This is a genomic window from Mycobacterium liflandii (assembly GCF_022354805.1).
Classification (GTDB): domain Bacteria; phylum Actinomycetota; class Actinomycetes; order Mycobacteriales; family Mycobacteriaceae; genus Mycobacterium; species Mycobacterium marinum.
This window is the reverse complement of the sequence record NZ_CP023138.1, coordinates 2711311-2728364: the sequence shown is the minus strand read 5'-3', so window position 1 is coordinate 2728364 and position 17054 is coordinate 2711311. Positions and strand designations below refer to the sequence as shown.

General features: G+C 63.1%; 11 protein-coding genes and 3 pseudogenes. 12 read left to right on the top strand and 2 right to left on the bottom strand.

Going from position 1 to position 17054, the window contains the following annotated elements:
• Positions 1–144: 144 nt before the first annotated feature.
• Positions 145–1347: pseudogene (locus CKW46_RS12265) on the top strand (ISAs1-like element IS2404/ISMul1 family transposase).
• Here the strand turns inward: CKW46_RS12265 and CKW46_RS12260 are convergent.
• Positions 1344–4271, bottom strand: coding sequence for an AMP-binding protein (locus CKW46_RS12260; RefSeq protein ID WP_482053402.1), 2928 nt, complete (start codon positions 4269–4271; stop codon positions 1344–1346). The pseudogene CKW46_RS12265 and the gene CKW46_RS12260 sit on opposite strands and share 4 nt — an antisense overlap.
• Positions 4272–4844: 573 nt before the next feature.
• Here CKW46_RS12260 and mtr point away from each other — a divergent pair.
• Positions 4845–6224, top strand: coding sequence for a mycothione reductase (gene mtr, locus CKW46_RS12255; RefSeq protein ID WP_482053199.1), 1380 nt, complete (start codon positions 4845–4847; stop codon positions 6222–6224).
• A gap of 6 nt (positions 6225–6230) precedes the next feature.
• Here mtr and CKW46_RS12250 read toward each other — a convergent pair whose 3' ends face one another.
• Complete coding sequence (locus tag CKW46_RS12250; protein ID WP_015355242.1) at positions 6231–6725, bottom strand: Fur family transcriptional regulator; 495 nt, start codon at positions 6723–6725, stop codon at positions 6231–6233.
• Positions 6726–6875: 150 nt separating this feature from the next.
• Between CKW46_RS12250 and nicT the strand changes: the two genes are divergently transcribed.
• From nicT to CKW46_RS12200, 10 genes and pseudogenes are all read left to right on the top strand, one after another.
• Positions 6876–7994 carry a Nickel transporter NicT gene (gene nicT / locus CKW46_RS12245; RefSeq protein ID WP_012393670.1) on the top strand — a complete coding sequence of 373 codons (1119 nt, stop codon included), beginning with the start codon at positions 6876–6878 and terminating at the stop codon, positions 7992–7994.
• 91 nt (positions 7995–8085) lie between these two features.
• Positions 8086–8421: a hydrogenase maturation nickel metallochaperone HypA gene (locus CKW46_RS12240; RefSeq protein ID WP_117436076.1), complete on the top strand. Its 336-nt coding sequence runs from the start codon at positions 8086–8088 to the stop codon at positions 8419–8421.
• Between the two features lie 28 nt (positions 8422–8449).
• Positions 8450–9217 (top strand): hydrogenase nickel incorporation protein HypB, encoded by a 768-nt coding sequence (hypB, locus tag CKW46_RS12235; protein WP_012393668.1) that lies wholly within the window; start codon positions 8450–8452, stop codon positions 9215–9217.
• A gap of 463 nt (positions 9218–9680) precedes the next feature.
• Positions 9681–10884: pseudogene (locus CKW46_RS12230) on the top strand (ISAs1-like element IS2404/ISMul1 family transposase).
• Positions 10885–10962: 78 nt separating this feature from the next.
• Positions 10963–12018, top strand: coding sequence for an NADH-quinone oxidoreductase subunit B family protein (locus CKW46_RS12225; protein WP_482053198.1), 1056 nt, complete (start codon positions 10963–10965; stop codon positions 12016–12018).
• A 49-nt stretch (positions 12019–12067) separates the two neighbouring features.
• The gene (locus CKW46_RS12220) at positions 12068–13867 is read left to right on the top strand and encodes a nickel-dependent hydrogenase large subunit (RefSeq protein WP_012393666.1); all 1800 of its coding nucleotides are present in this window, start codon (positions 12068–12070) and stop codon (positions 13865–13867) included.
• A gap of 3 nt (positions 13868–13870) precedes the next feature.
• On the top strand, positions 13871–14845 hold the full coding sequence (locus CKW46_RS12215; RefSeq protein ID WP_015355235.1) for a NifU family protein: 975 nt from the start codon (positions 13871–13873) through the stop codon (positions 14843–14845).
• On the top strand, positions 14842–15468 hold the full coding sequence (locus CKW46_RS12210) for a DUF5947 family protein (protein ID WP_117437257.1): 627 nt from the start codon (positions 14842–14844) through the stop codon (positions 15466–15468). Before CKW46_RS12215 ends, CKW46_RS12210 begins: the two co-directional genes overlap by 4 nt.
• Positions 15465–15704: pseudogene (locus CKW46_RS12205) on the top strand (DUF6084 family protein); the annotation flags it as partial. The gene CKW46_RS12210 and the pseudogene CKW46_RS12205, both read left to right, overlap by 4 nt.
• 140 nt (positions 15705–15844) lie before the next feature.
• The gene (locus CKW46_RS12200) at positions 15845–17047 is read left to right on the top strand and encodes an ISAs1-like element IS2404/ISMul1 family transposase (RefSeq protein ID WP_482053401.1); all 1203 of its coding nucleotides are present in this window, start codon (positions 15845–15847) and stop codon (positions 17045–17047) included.
• The last annotated feature ends 7 nt before the right edge of the window (positions 17048–17054 follow it).

Here is a 17054-nt window from a genome sequence, read left to right as displayed (position 1 = left end):
ACAGGGCTCCGGCGTTGTTGATTAGCAGGCTTGTGAGCTGGGTTGATGATCTTTGGTGCCGCGCTATTGGGGCCGGAGTGTAGGCACGGGCTATCTGGAGAACGATCGAGTTGGTTACTGTTCGTCGTTGGTCTGGAGTTGCCCGTGCCTACCGTTTCAGTATTGCCTGTGTCGTCGGTTCCAGAGGTGTTCGACCGCTGGAGTCCTGGTGAGCGTAGCGAGGTCATCGGATCGGAGTTTCTCGGTGTGTTGGTCTCGGTGCTAGACCCGAGGGACCCACGCGGTCGGAGGTATTCGCTGATGGCTTTGTTGGCGATCGCGGTTCTGGCCACTGCCGCGGGGATGCGCGGCTATGCTGGTTTTGCTACATGGGCGGCCACCGCTCCCGATGATGTGTTGGCCTAATTAGGGGTCCGGTTCCGGCGGCCCAGTGAGAAGACCTTCCGCGCTGTTTTGTCTCGGCTAGACCCCGCCGACCTCAACGCCAGGATGGGCAGTTACTTCACTGCACACGTGGCCAGCAGCGACCCCAGTGGATTGGTGCCGATCGCGTTGGACGGCAAGATGCTGCGTGGTGCTTTACGCGCCAAAGCGACAGCCACGCATCTCGTGTCGGTGTTCGCCCACCGTGCCCGATTGGTGCTCGGTCAACTCGCTGTCGCCGAGAAAAGCAATGAAATTCCCTGCGTACGTGCCCTGCTCACGCTGCTGCCGGGTAGCTTGCGGTGGCTGGTCACCGTGGATGCGATGCATACCCAGGTCGTCACCGCGAAGTTGATCTGCGCCACCTTGAAGTCGCACTACCTGATGATCGTCAAGTCCAACCAAGCCAAAATACTTGCGCGTATCACCGCGCTGCCCTGGGCCGAGGTGCCCACAGCCGCTACCGACGACTCCCGCGGCCACGGCCGTGTCGAGACCCGCACCCTGCAAATCATCACCGCTGCACGAGGAATCGGCTTCCCCTACGCAAAACAAATCATCCGGATCACTCGTGAACGCTTGATCACCGCCACCGACCAGCGCAGCGTGGAGGTGGTCTATGCCATCTACAGCCTGCCGTTCGAGCACGCCCGCCCTACCGCGATCATGACCTGGATGCGTCAACACTGGGGAATCGAGAACAGCCTGCACTGGATACGCGACGTCACCTTCGACGAAGACCGTCAAAGGGCACATACCGGAAACGGCGCACAGGTCCTAGCAACGCTACGCAACACCGCGATCAATCTGCACCGCCTCAACGGCGCCGACAACATCGCCGAAGCCTGCCGGATCACCGCTTTGACCGCCAACCGCCGCCTAGACCTCCTCAATCCACAATTCCCCAGCTCACAAGCCTGCTAATCAACAACGCCGGAGCCCTGGGTGGCGGGATAGGTAATATCACCCGCGCCATAAGGCATCACCCACGGCCGGGTGCATTGCACGAATAGCACATCGGATTCAAGAGGCCCATCGTACATATTGGGAAGCAGATCCGACCAGCTGACTACGGCAGTTAGCCTGGTGGCATGAAATAGATCCTGTCCGACACTTTCTACGTACACGTCATAAAGTATTTCTCTGGTGAGAAGTTCAGTTAGTTCGGGATCGGATTCCTTGTGACTATCGAGTAAGGCCACACCGGCTAAATTGCGATTTCTGACATCCTCAAAATGTTTGCCGAGAGCATAGGCGAACTTTCCACCCGATGATTGCCCCGCGAGGACGAAAGGCTCATCACCGACCAGTTCGACGACGATCCGAGCGAGGCACTCAACCGCGGCTTCCGGGGAGTCGGGCAGTGGCTCACCGCGGGCGAAACCGGGCAGGGGTATGGCCGAGACGGCTCGCACTCCCCTGAATTCTGATGCGATTCTTGCATAGTTATGCACTCCGCTGCTGAAGACCGACGTGCACAGGAAGATCAGATGGGGAGCCTTGGGCCCTCTGGTGAAGGTCGTCGGAACGGCGGTCGGCCAGGTCCGGGCGCCGGACTCGGATTGAACCGCCAGTCGCAGCTGAGACGCCGAACGCAGCAAGTGCATTCCCTCGCTGATCCGCCCTGTGGTGATCGCCCCCTTGAGGAGCGCTTCGAACGAATCCCTGGTTGATGCGTCGTCCCCATCCCCAGCCGGACCGCACCGGGCCGGGTTGGGGTGCTGCAGCAAAGCTTGCGGCGGGTGGTGTTCGCAACCCGCCACCTCAGCGTTCCTCAACATGTGAGCCAGGCCTCGAACGGTCGGGTGGTTGAAGACGTCCACCGGAGGCACATCCCGGTCGAACGCCTGGCTCAGGCGCGAAGCCAGTTTCACGAACCCGACCGAGTCCAGGCCCTGCTCACTGAGGGGTTGGTCGATGTCGACCCGCGCAGCCCGAATTCCGAAGACCGCGGCTACCTGGTCGCGCACCGACGCCAGTAGCGGGTCGCCCGGAGCTGCCGGCCAGGCTCCGGCCGATGTGACCACTGGGCCGGCCGTCCCCAGTTCGTCGTCGGGCACGTCCGGCGGCCCCGCGTCCTCGAGGCGTGCCACCAGCAGCTCCTCGGCTTCCAGGGTGCCGTCCAGCAGGCGGGTGCGGCATCTGGCACGCTGCACTTTCCCGCTGGTCGTCTTGCTCACGCTGCCGGGCGGCGCGACCACCACCGCCGAGCAGCGCAACTGGTGGTTCTTCAAGACAACTGCCTGCACCTCATCGGCCACCCCCGACAACATCTCGGTGGCGATATCGGCTTTCACCTCGACGAGCACCGCAAGCCCCTCGACATCGCCGGCATCGCCGGCATCGACTGCGAAGGCTGCGATCCCGCCCGGCCTGATGGCTGGGTGACAGTCACGCAGGCTCTCCTCGATGTCTTGGGGATGGATGTTGCGCCCGGCCAGGATGAGCAGGTCTTTGAGGCGACCGCACACATACAGCTCGCCGTCATGCAGGAGTCCCAGGTCACCGGTTCGCAGGTAGCTGCGGCTGTCGTCAGACCCGGCGAGACGGGCGCCGAAGGTGTCGCGGCTCTTGTCCGGCAATCCCCAGTAGCTCGCCGCCTTACTCGAATCCACCCAGATCTCGCCGACCTGCCCGTCGGCCAGCGGCACGTGGAGTTCGGGGTCCACGATGCGCACGTCGACGTCGTCGGCCACCTGGCCGCAACCAATCAGCATCTGGCTACCGGGACCATCGGCAGGAACCGCCAGCCGCTGCGTCTCCAGCTGATGGCGGTCGACACTGAGCGTCGAACGCCCGAACATCGTGACGGCGACGGTGTGCTCGGCCAGGCCATAGGCGGGGCAGAATGCATCGCGACGCAGCCCGGTTCCGCTGAAGGCATCCAGGAAACGGCTGGTGGTGTCCTCGCGTACCGGTTCGGCCGCGCTCATTACCACCTGCAGCGAACTCAGATCCCATGCCGCACGTTGCTCGGCGGTGGTCTTACGCACCGCCAGTTCGTAGGCAAAGTTGGGGGCGGCGGTGTGGGTGGCACGCACCCGATCCATGACGTCGAACCACAGCGCGGGCCGTTGCAGGAAGGTCAACGGCGACATCAGGGTGACCTCGCCACTGCCCGCCAAACCGCTCAGGATCACGCTGATGAGTCCGAAGTCGTGATACGGCGGGAGCCAGAAGACGCCCCGGGCATCCAGTCCGAGCCCTAGCAACCGACGGTTGAAATCGACCTGATGCGCCAGGTTGCCATGGGTGATGACGACACCCTTGGGGTCTGAGGTGGAGCCCGAGGTGTATTGCAGCAAAGCGGGGGCGTCAGGGCTCGGGGACCAGCCGCGGCCCGGCGCGCCGGGGGTGCCCGGTCCGCGCATTCGGCGGCCGCCGATACCCCGCGAGGTGATGTGCCAGGGGAGATCCCCAGGCCAGCCAACCGTGCTTCCGGTCACGATGGACCTGGCTGTTCCGAGCCGGCGAGCGTTCGCATACCGCCGACTCGTCAGCACCGCTTTCGCACCGCTGCTGGCCACCACCCGCTGCATCCGGTCGACGGTCTTCTGAGGGTTGATCGGGTCCGGCGGGTAGATCGGGACGGGAACAACCCCCGCTGCGAGGCAGCCGATCAGGCCGCGCACGAAGTCCAGACCGGATGGATATGCAAGAATCGCCCGGTCCCCCGGCTCCAGTCCGCAGTGGTGCCGCAGAAACTCGGCCACCTCGCCCATGTCGCTCACCACATCAGCACGGCTCATCGATTCGGCGACTCGCCCTTTTTCGTTGACGAACGAGATGGCGGTGTTGGCGGGTATGCACGCCGCGAGTTCCCTAAACCGGTCTAGAAGTAACGACATAGCTGTGGCCTCAGTAGTTGTACATGAAATCATTCGGGCATCAATCAGTGGCGCAAATGCGATGGGCGCTCCACTGCGTTGAACGGTAACAGTTCGCCGATCGCCTCGGCGGCCAAACCAAGATTCTCGGTACCGCGACTTGGGAGCACCCTCGAGGGGCCTGTTTGACGCCGGGATGCCCGTCGGTATCAAGCGGAAGAAGAGATGGTGGTGCCAATTATATTGTCGATAGAACCTGAATCTACATTCACATATTTCACGCAAACTCGAACACGCTCGAATGGCCCATTTCCGAGGAAGTGGCCGACGACGCAACCCCCGGGCAAAGGCGCGCATACGCCCCCTCGAGTCGAGCCGAGATCCCGCTGCATCATCTCGACAAGCATTGCGTGCCTCGAGGATCGGTCCTTGGCGCGCGTGGATCCGCGGGGCGGGCGATGCCACCCACCAGCTCATCGACGAGTGCGCCCAACACGACGTCTTCTTTCCGGCCGGACAGCCGGGCCAGATAGCCTATCGCCAACTAGACACCGACGTCTCGGCATCGTCCGGGGAAAGGGTAAACGGCCCAGAATGGAAACCTACGACCTCGCGATCATCGGAACGGGCTCGGGCAATAGCATTCTCGACGAGCGCTATGCCGGAAAGCGAGCAGCGATCTGCGAGCAAGGCACCTTCGGCGGCACCTGCCTCAACGTCGGGTGCCTGCCAACAAAGATGTTCGTCTACGCCGCCGAGGTGGCCCAGACCATTCGGGGCGCGTCGCGCTACGGCGTCGACGCGCACATCGACCGGGTGCGCTGGGACGACATTGTCTCGCGGATCTTCGGCCGTATCGATCCCATCGCGCACAGCGGCGAGGACTACCGACGCTCGGCACCCAACATCGATGTATACGGCTCCCATACCCGGTTCGGGCCGACCCAGGCTGACGGACGCTACCTGTTGCGGACTGCGGCCGGCGATGAGTTCACCGCGGACCAGGTGGTGATCGCGGCTGGGTCGCGGCCGGTGGTTCCCCAGGCCATCGCCGAATCCGGCCTGAAGTATCACACCAGCGACACCGTCATGCGTATCGCCGAGTTGCCCGAACACGTCGTGATCGTTGGAAGTGGTTTTGTGGCTGCCGAATTCGCGCATGTGTTCTCCACGCTCGGCGCACGAGTCACCTTGGTGATCCGGGGCAGCTGTCTGCTACGCCATTGCGACGACACCATCTGTGAGCGGTTTACCCGCATCGCGTCGACCAAGTGGGAACTACGCACGCACCGCAACATCGTGGGCGGGGAAAACCGTGGCTCGGGCGTCGAGCTGCAGCTCGACGACGGCTCAACCATCGACGCCGACCTGCTCCTGGTGGCGACCGGGCGGGTTTCCAACGCCGATCTGATCGATGCCGAGCAAGCCGGCGTCGCGGTCGCCGACGGCCGAGTAGTGGTCGACCAGTACCAACGGACTTCCGCGCGTAGGGTTTTCGCGCTCGGAGACGTGTCCTCGCCGTACCAGCTCAAGCACGTAGCCAACCATGAAGCCCGCGTTGTGCAGCAGAATCTGCTTTGCGACTGGGACGACACCGAGTCGATGGCCGTCACCGACCACCGGTTTGTCCCCGCTGCGGTGTTCACCGGCCCGCAACTGGCTGGGGTCGGGTTGACCGAAAATGAAGCCGTGGCAAAGGGCCTCGATATCACCGTTGCGATACAGGAGTACGCCGACGTCGGGTACGGCTGGGCGATGGAGGACACGACCGGGTTCGTGAAGCTCGTGGGCGACCGCGCCACCGGTCGGCTCTTGGGCGCCCACATCATGGGCTATCACGCATCGACGGTGATCCAACCGTTGATTCAGGCGATGAGTTTCGGGCTGACCGCGGCCGAGATGGCCCGCGGCCAGTACTGGATTCATCCCGCGCTGCCCGAGGTGATCGAAAACGCCCTGTTGAATCTGCGCTGACCTCGACTAGCGGTCTGCCTGTTCCGGCTTGTCCGCCACGCTGTCTTGACACGCCGGACACAACCCGCGCAGCGTCAGTCCGGCGCGCTCCGAGAGCACGAAAGAACTGCCCGCCATCGCCTGCTCCAGCGCCGAGCTCAGCTGTCGTGCGGGCACTTCGATGATCGCCGCGCATTTGGTGCATACCGCGTGGTGGTGGGCGGCGGTGGCCAGTCCGTAAGTGGTGACGCCCCCATCGAGGGTCAGCGCGTGCAGCACCCCCTGCTGCACCAGAGTGGTGACGGTGCGATAAATGGTTGCCAGGTCCGGCGGCTGTGCACCGGCGGGAAGCCGCGCGGCCAGCCGTTGATGGATCTCGGCCACCGACAGGTGCCCGTTGACCGGTTCGAGCACCGCCAACACCTGGATGCGCGACGCCATCCGCCGCAACCCGCGAGCGCGCAGCAACTCTCCGATGCGTTCGGTGACGGCCGGGTCCAGCCCCGGCGGCGTTGTCGTCACCTATTCAGTGTCGCGCCCAACCCCCGGGAATGCCAGTGATGGAACACGGCGGTGCCGCCGCGGCGGCGTTCTTGCAATTGACTTGCATCCAGCTCGGGGACGAACCTACAGTCTGATTGTTGCGTCGTGCCCAGTGCCGGAAGGACCGACATGGCCAGCAATGACCTCGTCTCACGCTCTTCGTGGTGGTCCAGGCTGCACAGCACCCTGACGCCGCCGGAATGGTGGCGCCTGGGCGCGATGTTCGCCTTCATCGCCGCGCTGCATGTCGTCGGCTGGGGCACGCTAGTTTTCTTGGTGGAGCCGGCGCAGCTTGCCGTGGGCAGCAGGGCCTTCGGTATCGGGATCGGAGTGACCGCCTACACGCTGGGCATGCGACATGCCTTCGATGCCGACCACATTGCCGCGATCGACAACACAACCCGCAAGCTGATGAACGACGGCCAGCGTCCGTTGGCCACCGGATTCTTCTTCTCCCTGGGCCACTCCACCGTGGTTTTCGGCCTAGCGGTCCTGCTGGCAACCGGGATCAAGACCATCATCGGCCCGGTCCGAGAGGACTCCTCGAGGCTGCACCACTACACGGGCCTGATCGGCACCAGCGTCTCCGGGCTGTTCCTATATCTGATCGCCATCCTCAACGTCATCATTCTGGCCGGCATCCTGCGCGTTTTCTTCCGGTTGCGGCGCGGCGAGTTCAGCGAGGCCGAACTCGAGGAGCAGCTGAACAACCGAGGACTGATCAACCGGCTGCTGGGCCGGTTCACCAATTCGATCACCAAGTCCTGGCACATGTATCCGGTGGGATTGCTGTTCGGACTCGGGTTCGACACCGCTACCGAAATCGCGCTGCTGGTGCTCGCCGGCACCAGTGCGGCGGCCGGATTGCCCTGGTACGCGATCCTGTGTTTGCCGGTGCTGTTCACCGCGGGCATGTGCCTGCTGGACACCATCGACGGTTCGTTCATGAACTTCGCCTATGGCTGGGCGTTCTCCAACCCGGTGCGCAAGATCTACTACAACATCACCATCACCGCACTGTCGGTGGCAGTGGCGCTGTTGATCGGAAGCGTCGAGTTGCTTGGCCTCTTCGCCGACGAATTCGGCTGGCGGGGTGCATTCTGGGATTGGATCGCCGGTCTGAACCTGAACCTGGTCGGTTTCCTGGTCGTCGGCATGTTTGTGGTCACCTGGGCCGCCGCCATGCTGGTCTGGCGCTTCGGCCGCATCGAAGAGAAGTGGACCGCCGCGGCAAATAGCGCGACCTGACCCGAGCCGCACCCCACCGCTGTGTCCCGGGCTGATGGCCCCGGTGCGGATCCACGGTGTAGAACAGGCACATGAGCTCCGTTTGCCGCCCATGCATGAACTAGCCCTGTGTGAGGCGATCGCCAACGTGGTCAAGACGCATGCCGACGGTCGCCACGTCGAGGTGGTCCGGGTGCGTGTCGGCGCGCTGAGGCAGGTGGTCCCGGAGTCTTTGTCGTTCTGCTGGACCCTGGTGCGCGACTCGGAGAACATGCCCGACGCCGAGTTGGAACTCGAGCGCGTCACCGCTGAGGTCCGCTGTCGCGCCTGTGGCCAGCAGTCGGAGATCACCTCGGCGTGTTCGATCTGGTGTCCGCAGTGTGACAGTTCCGATGTAGAGGTGCTACACGGCAACGAGTTCCTGGTGACATCGCTGGATGTCTCGTGAAAGGTAGTCAAGATGAACGGTTTCCAGCTTGGGTAGATTTCACCGTCACGACGACGGCACGGTGCACACCCACGAGCACGAACATCACCAGCACGGCGATCACACCGGCTATCAGACGGGACCGGCGCGAATCGAAGTGTTGGAAGAAATCTTCGCCGAAAACGACGTGCGCGCCGATCTCAACCGGAGGGCTTTCGAAACCAACGGGATCCGCGCGCTCAACCTGATGAGCTCCCCCGGGTCGGGTAAGACGACAGTGCTGCAAGCCACCCTCGACCAGCTCGCCAGCGAGTTCGCCATCGGGGTGATCGAAGGCGACATCGCCACCGATCTGGACGCCGCCAAACTCAGTGGTCGCGGCGCACAGGTATCGCTGCTGAACACCAGCAACGGATTTGGCGGGGAATGCCACCTCGACGCGCCAATGGTCAACCGGGCCCTACCGGGTCTGGACCTGCCGAACCTGGACCTGGTGATCGTCGAGAACGTCGGCAATCTGGTCTGTCCGGCGGAGTTCGATGTCGGCGAGCATGCCAAGGCCATGGTCTACTCGGTGACCGAAGGCGAGGACAAGCCGCTGAAGTACCCGGTGATGTTCCGCTGTGTGGATGTGGTGCTGCTGAACAAGATCGATCTGGTGCCCTATCTGGACGCTGACGTCGACACATACGTCGCGCACATCCGAGAGGTCAACGCGCACGCAACAATCCTGCCGGTGAGTGCACGCACCGGGGCCGGCATGACCGCCTGGTTCGACTGGTTGCGCCGATTCGCGCAAGGCCTACCGCCGGAATAGACCTCTTTACGCATGCAATTGGCGGCGCGCATTAATTCAGCTGCAAATGATTTGCAGAAAGCCCAACAATGGTCCGCCGAGCCGCTCGCCAGGGCTCATCGGATGGGCCAGAAGTCATGAATACTGTTCTGCTCGAAGCGGATTCGGTATAAACGATGGGTCATGCAATGGCTTTCTTGCCACATTGCTTGGTGTTCTAACTGCGAACCATTGACAAGGCTCGGCAACCGGGGTAGACCCAAAAACAACGCTGCGCAAGTGGGCCGAAGGTCAGGGCTCCGGCGTTGTTGATTAGCAGGCTTGTGAGCTGGGTTGATGATCAGGGCTCCGGCGTTGTTGATTAGCAGGCTTGTGAGCTGGGTTGATGATCTTTGGTGCCGCGCTATTGGGGCCGGAGTGTAGGCACGGGCTATCTGGAGAACGATCGAGTTGGTTACTGTTCGTCGTTGGTCTGGAGTTGCCCGTGCCTACCGTTTCAGTATTGCCTGTGTCGTCGGTTCCAGAGGTGTTCGACCGCTGGAGTCCTGGTGAGCGCAGCGAGCTCATCGGATCGGAGTTTCTCGATGTGTTGGCCTCGGTGCCAGACCCGAGGGACCCACGCGGTCGGAGGTATTCGCTGATGGCTTTGTTGGCGATCGCGGTTCTGGCCACTGCCGCGGGGATGCGCGGCTATGCTGGTTTTGCCACATGGGCGGCCACCGCTCCCGATGATGTGTTGGCCTAATTAGGGGTCCGGTTCCGGCGGCCCAGTGAGAAGACCTTCCGCGCTGTTTTGTCTCGGCTAGACCCCGCCGACCTCAACGCCAGGATGGGCAGTTACTTCACTGCACACGTGGCCAGCAGCGACCCCAGTGGATTGGTGCCGATCGCGTTGGACGGCAAGATGCTGCGTGGTGCCTTTACGCGCCAAAGCGACAGCCACGCATCTCGTGTCGGTGTTCGCCCACCGTGCCCGATTGGTGCTCGGTCAACTCGCTGTCGCCGAGAAAAGCAATGAAATTCCCTGCGTACGTGCCCTGCTCACGCTGCTGCCGGGTAGCTTGCGGTGGCTGGTCACCGTGGATGCGATGCATACCCAGGTCGTCACCGCGAAGTTGATCTGCGCCACCTTGAAGTCGCACTACCTGATGATCGTCAAGTCCAACCAAGCCAAAATACTTGCGCGTATCACCGCGCTGCCCTGGGCCGAGGTGCCCACAGCCGCTACCGACGACTCCCGCGGCCACGGCCGTGTCGAGACCCGCACCCTGCAAATCATCACCGCTGCACGAGGAATCGGCTTCCCCTACGCAAAACAAATCATCCGGATCACTCGTGAACGCTTGATCACCGCCACCGACCAGCGCAGCGTGGAGGTGGTCTATGCCATCTGCAGCCTGCCGTTCGAGCACGCCCGCCCTACCGCGATCATGACCTGGATGCGTCAACACTGGGGAATCGAGAACAGCCTGCACTGGATACGCGACGTCACCTTCGACGAAGACCGTCAAAGGGCACATACCGGAAACGGCGTACAGGTCCTAGCAACGCTACGCAACACCGCGATCAATCTGCACCGCCTCAACGGCGCCGACAACATCACCGAAGCCTGCCGGATCACCGCTTTGACCGCCAACCGCCGCCTAGACCTCCTCAATCCACAATTCCCCAGCTCACAAGCCTGCTAATCAACAACGCCGGAGCCCTGGGCCGAAGGTCGACTCCGGCAGCGTGAGGGGCTTCAGCCCGCCCCGGAAAGCTGCAGCATGCCAACAGAAGCAGCAGTCAAAGCAGAAGAAACCTTGATCCATGTTCTGTGGATCAATGCAGGTCTTAGTTGTGACGGCGATTCGGTGGCGTTGACTGCCGCCACCCAGCCCAGCGTCGAGGAAATCGCATTAGGCGCACTTCCCGGCCTGCCTCAGGTCGCTGTCCACTGGCCATTGATCGATTTTGAATGTGGGCCCAGCGGGGGCGCGGACGACTTTCTCGCGTGGTTCTTCAAGGCCGAACGCGGTGAATTGGAGCCCTTCGTGCTCGTCGTGGAAGGGTCGATTCCCAACGAGAAGATCAAGAACGAGGGCTACTGGTGCGGGTTCGGCAACGACCCGGCGACCGGTCAGCCGATGACCACCAGCGAATGGCTGGATCGGCTGACGCCCAAAGCCACCGCTGTCGTCGCCGTGGGAACATGCGCCACCTACGGCGGCATCCACGCGATGGCCGGCAATCCGACCGGGGCGATGGGGGTGCCCGACTACCTGGGCTGGGACTGGAAGAGCAAGGCCGGCATCCCGATCGTCTGCGTTCCCGGCTGCCCGATTCACCCGGACAACCTGTCGGAGACCCTGACGTATCTGCTCTACATGGCCACCGGGCAGGCACCGATGATTCCGCTCGACGACGCGCTGCGCCCCAAGTGGTTGTTCGGCAACACCGTGCACGAGGGCTGCGACCGGGCCGGTTACTACGAGCAGGGAGACTTCGCCACCGAATACGGTTCACCGAAATGCATTGTCAGACGGGGATGTTGGGGTCCCGTTGTGAAGTGCAACGTGTCCAAGCGCGGCTGGATCAACGGCATCGGGGGTTGCCCGAACGTCGGCGGCATTTGCATCGGTTGCACGATGCCGGGATTCCCGGACAAGTTCATGCCGTTCATGGACGAGCCGCCGGGCGGCAAGTTGTCCAGCACCGTGTCGGGTCTGTACGGAACGGTGATCCGCAGTCTGCGCAATATCACCGAACGCACCGTCGACAAGGAACCGCGCTGGCGCCACAAGGGCACCCAACTCACCACTGGAGCCCGCCGCACCTGGTAGTTCGACGAACCGACCGGCACTCCATCTTGTTCTAGACAGAGAGACTCCGATGACAACTATCGTCCCCGAGCCCACCACTGCCAAGCGCGAACCCGGCCAGCTCGTCGAAATGGCGTGGGATCCGATCACCCGAATCGTGGGCAGCCTCGGCATCTACACCAAGATCGATTTCGAAAACCGCGAAGTCGTCGAGTGCCACAGCACTTCGTCTATTTTCCGCGGCTACTCCATCTTCATGAAAGGCAAGGATCCCCGAGACGCCCACTTCATCACCAGCCGCATCTGCGGCATCTGCGGTGACAACCACGCCACCTGTTCGTGCTACGCGCAGAACATGGCCTACGGAGTCCGGCCGCCACACCTGGGTGAATGGATCGTCAACCTCGGTGAGGCCGCCGAGTACATGTTCGACCACAACATCTTCCAAGAGAACCTGGTCGGCGTGGACTTCTGCGAAAAGATGGTCTCCGAAACCAACCCCGGAGTGCTCGCCAAAGCGGAAAAGACCGAAGCGCCACATGCCGACGCGCACGGATACAAGACCATCGCCGACATCATGCGCTCGCTCAACCCGTTCAGCGGCGAGTTCTATCGCGAAGCCCTGCAAGTCAGTCGCTGGACCCGAGAGATGTTCTGTCTGATGGAAGGTCGCCACGTGCACCCCTCCACGCTGTACCCGGGTGGGGTCGGCACGGTCGCGACCATCCAGTTGATGACCGACTACATGACGCGTCTGATGCGCTACGTGGAGTTCATGAAGAAGGTCGTCCCGCTACACGACGATCTGTTCGACTTCTTCTACGACGCCCTGCCCGGCTACGAGAAGGTGGGCCTGCGCCGCACGCTGCTCGGCTGCTGGGGCTCCTTCCAGGATCCCGAGGTGTGCAACTTCGAATACAAGGACATGGAACGCTGGGGTAACGCCATGTTTGTAACCCCGGGTGTTGTGGTCGACGGCAAGCTGGTCACCCACTCGCTGGTGGACATCAACCTGGGTATCCGGATCCTTTTGGGCAGTTCGTATTACGACGACTGGACCGACCAGGAGATGTTTGTCAAGACCGATCCCCTGGGCAACAAGGTGGATCGACGCCACCCGTGGAACCAGCACACCAACCCGCATCCCCAGAAGCGGGAAATGGATGGCGGCAAGTACAGCTGGGTGATGTCGCCGCGCTGGTTTGACGGCAAGGATCACCTGGCCCTGGACACCGGTGGCGGTCCGCTGGCCCGGCTGTGGGCGACGGCCCTGGCCGGCCTGGTCGACATCGGCTACGTCAAGGCCACCGGCAACAGCGTCAAGATCAACCTGCCCAAGACCGCGCTGAAGGGCCCGGTCGAGTTTGAGTGGAAGGTACCCAAGCACGGCAGCAACACCATCGAGCGCGACCGCGCCCGCACCTACTTCCAGGCCTACGCCGCGGCGTGCGCCCTGCACTTCGCCGAGAAAGCACTCGCCGAGATCCGGGCCGGGCGCACCAAGACCTGGGAGAAATTCGAGGTGCCCGACGAGGGCATCGGATGCGGGTTCACCGAGGCCGTGCGTGGAGTGCTGAGCCACCATCTGGTGATTCGCAACGGCAAGATCGCCAACTATCATCCGTATCCGCCCACACCGTGGAATGCCAACCCGCGCGACAGCTTTGGCACCCCAGGCCCCTACGAAGATGCCGTGCAGGGCCAGCCGATCTTCGAAGAGAACGACCGGGAAAACTTCAAGGGCATCGATGTCATGCGCACCGTGCGTAGCTTTGATCCGTGCCTGCCTTGCGGGGTGCACATGTATCTGGGTAAGGGCAAAACCCTGGAGAGACTGCACACACCAACACAGTCACCCGTCGGGGAGTGACACATGGCGGATCGCCCGGAAACCCCCTCGGAACCTACCCAGGCAATTTCGGAAAGCGACGTGCAGTGGCGTACAGCGGGCGATCGGATCCAGACACTCCTGGACTCCTGCGCGGCCGGCGGAGCCGCCGCTCAGGAGCGCGCTTCGCAACTGGTCCGGGAGGTAGTCGGCCTCTACGGAGCCGGGCTTGAGCGGATCATGCGGCTGCTCTCCCAGCCTGGTCTGGACCCGGACGCGCACATCGACCTAGCCGAGCGGCTGGCCACCGACGACCTGGTGGCCAGCCTGCTCCTGGTCCACGGCCTACACCCGCATGACGTCCACCGGCGAGTGTCCGACGCTTTGGACGGGGTACGGCCCTATCTCGGATCCCACGGCGGTGACGTCGATTTGATCGACGTCGTCACCGGGCGATCGGGCGACATCACCGTGCGCCTGGCATTCACCGGCAGCTGCAAGAGCTGTCCGTCGTCGGCGGTGACGCTGGAGTTGGCGGTACAGGACGCGGTGCGGGCTGCCGCCCCGGAAATCGCGGCGATCGAGGTCGTGGCGGCCGAACCCGCCAGCACCGCCGGCGTGATACCGGCGGAGTCGTTGTTGTCGCGCGTGCATTCCAACGGGTCCAACGCATCACGCGCCACCAGCTGGCACCCGGTGCCCGAGCTGGCCGAACTGGTGCCCGGCGAAGTCGCCGGTTTTGCGATTGGCGACACCACGCTACTGGCGTGCCGCGTCGGCGAGCAGGTACTGGCCTACCGCGACCATTGTCCGATCTGCCGTGACTCCCTGGCCGGGGCGCAACTGCTGGGCACCCTTCTGCGATGCCCTGGCTGCCGAACAGATTTCGACGTCGTGCAGGCCGGCGTACCCGCCGGCGCGGGACACCAGGAGCTCCACCTCGACCCGCTGCCGCTGCTGATTCGCGACGGTGTGCCCTCGATAGCACTGCGCGGTCAAGAGCTGGGAGCCATCGCATGAACACCGCCTATGACGTGTTGGCGCGGATCACCGCCAACCGGCGGCCTCCCGAACCAGCGGGTGAGCACTGCGAAATGTGCGCTACCGAGATCGCCGACGAGCACCAGCACGTCGTCAATGTGGCTGGCCGGCAACTGATGTGCGTCTGTCGAGCCTGCTATCTGTTGTTCACGGACTCGGCCGCCGAGTTGCGCTACCGCGCGGTGCCCGACCGGTACTTGTGGTTCCCGGATTTCGCGCTGGACCGCCGCGCCTGGGACGCACTGCAGATCCCGGTCGGTGTGGCGTTCTTCTTCACCAACTCCGCTCTCGGACGCACCGTCGCCTTCTATCCGGGCCCGGCCGGGGCCTGCGAATCCGAGCTGGACCTCGATGTCTGGAGCGACCTCAAAGACGGCGACAAGCGACTCGAACTGCTTGCCGACGACGTTGAAGCGCTGCTGGTGCAAGTCCCCGAATCGGGCGCCCCACGCAGCTATCTGGTCCCGATCGATGCGTGCTACGAGTTCGTCGGACGGTTGCGCATGCTGTGGCGAGGGTTCGATGGCGGTCAGCAAGCCCGGGAGTTCATCGACAGCTTTTTCGCGAAGGTCGCGGGCAAGGCGGTGGAGACGCCGCGATGAACGAACAACCGCTGGACCTGACCTTCGCCGTGTTGGACGTGGCGCCCGAACCCTACGCCGTCAGCCCGGTGCTGACCGCCCGCGTCGGGATCGACACCGGCGGCGAAGACCCGGTGCACGCCATTGCGCTGCGCTGCCAGGTCCGAATCGAGCCGCTGCGTCGTCCCTATTCCGATGCCGAGGCGGACGGACTGGTGGACCTTTTCGGTGCCCGCGAACGCTGGGCTATCACCCAGGGCTCCGGCGTTGTTGATTAGCAGGCTTGTGAGCTGGGTTGATGATCTTTGGTGCCGCGCTATTGGGGCCGGAGTGTAGGCACGGGCTATCTGGAGAACGATCGAGTTGGTTACTGTTCGTCGTTGGTCTGGAGTTGCCCGTGCCTACCGTTTCAGTATTGCCTGTGTCGTCGGTTCCAGAGGTGTTCGACCGCTGGAGTCCTGGTGAGCGCAGCGAGCTCATCGGATCGGAGTTTCTCGATGTGTTGGCCTCGGTGCCAGACCCGAGGGACCCACGCGGTCGGAGGTATTCGCTGATGGCTTTGTTGGCGATCGCGGTTCTGGCCACTGCCGCGGGGATGCGCGGCTATGCTGGTTTTGCCACATGGGCGGCCACCGCTCCCAATGATGTGTTGGCCCAATTAGGGGTCCGGTTCCGGCGGCCCAGTGAGAAGACCTTCCGCGCTGTTTTGTCTCGGCTAGACCCCGCCGACCTCAACGCCAGGATGGGCAGTTACTTCACTGCACACGTGGCCAGCAGCGACCCCAGTGGATTGGTGCCGATCGCGTTGGACGGCAAGATGCTGCGTGGTGCTTTACGCGCCAAAGCGACAGCCACGCATCTCGTGTCGGTGTTCGCCCACCGTGCCCGATTGGTGCTCGGTCAACTCGCTGTCGCCGAGAAAAGCAATGAAATTCCCTGCGTACGTGCCCTGCTCACGCTGCTGCCGGGTAGCTTGCGGTGGCTGGTCACCGTGGATGCGATGCATACCCAGGTCGTCACCGCGAAGTTGATCTGCGCCACCTTGAAGTCGCACTACCTGATGATCGTCAAGTCCAACCAAGCCAAAATACTTGCGCGTATCACCGCGCTGCCCTGGGCCGAGGTGCCCGCAGCCGCTACCGACGACTCCCGCGGCCACGGCCGTGTCGAGACCCGCACCCTGCAAATCATCACCGCTGCACGAGGAATCGGCTTCCCCTACGCAAAACAAATCATCCGGATCACTCGTGAACGCTTGATCACCGCCACCGACCAGCGCAGCGTGGAGGTGGTCTATGCCATCTGCAGCCTGCCGTTCGAGCACGCCCGCCCTACCGCGATCATGACCTGGATGCGTCAACACTGGGGAATCGAGAACAGCCTGCACTGGATACGCGACGTCACCTTCGACGAAGACCGTCAAAGGGCACATACCGGAAACGGCGCACAGGTCCTAGCAACGCTACGCAACACCGCCATCAATCTGCACCGCCTCAACGGCGCCGACAACATCGCCGAAGCCTGCCGGATCACCGCTTTGACCGCCAACCGCCGCCTAGACCTCCTCAATCCACAATTCCCCAGCTCACAAGCCTGCTAATCAACAA

Bases quoted from the DNA above. Each gene is read 5' to 3' on its own strand.
- CKW46_RS12260 (WP_482053402.1), bottom strand. From the start codon at position 4,271: ATGTCGTTACTTCTAGACCGGTTTAGGGAACTCGCGGCGTGCATACCC.
- mtr (WP_482053199.1), top strand. From the start codon at position 4,845: ATGGAAACCTACGACCTCGCGATCATCGGAACGGGCTCGGGCAATAGC.
- nicT (WP_012393670.1), top strand. From the start codon at position 6,876: ATGGCCAGCAATGACCTCGTCTCACGCTCTTCGTGGTGGTCCAGGCTG.
- CKW46_RS12240 (WP_117436076.1), top strand. From the start codon at position 8,086: ATGCATGAACTAGCCCTGTGTGAGGCGATCGCCAACGTGGTCAAGACG.
- CKW46_RS12225 (WP_482053198.1), top strand. From the start codon at position 10,963: ATGCCAACAGAAGCAGCAGTCAAAGCAGAAGAAACCTTGATCCATGTT.
- CKW46_RS12220 (WP_012393666.1), top strand. From the start codon at position 12,068: ATGACAACTATCGTCCCCGAGCCCACCACTGCCAAGCGCGAACCCGGC.
- CKW46_RS12215 (WP_015355235.1), top strand. From the start codon at position 13,871: ATGGCGGATCGCCCGGAAACCCCCTCGGAACCTACCCAGGCAATTTCG.
- CKW46_RS12210 (WP_117437257.1), top strand. From the start codon at position 14,842: ATGAACACCGCCTATGACGTGTTGGCGCGGATCACCGCCAACCGGCGG.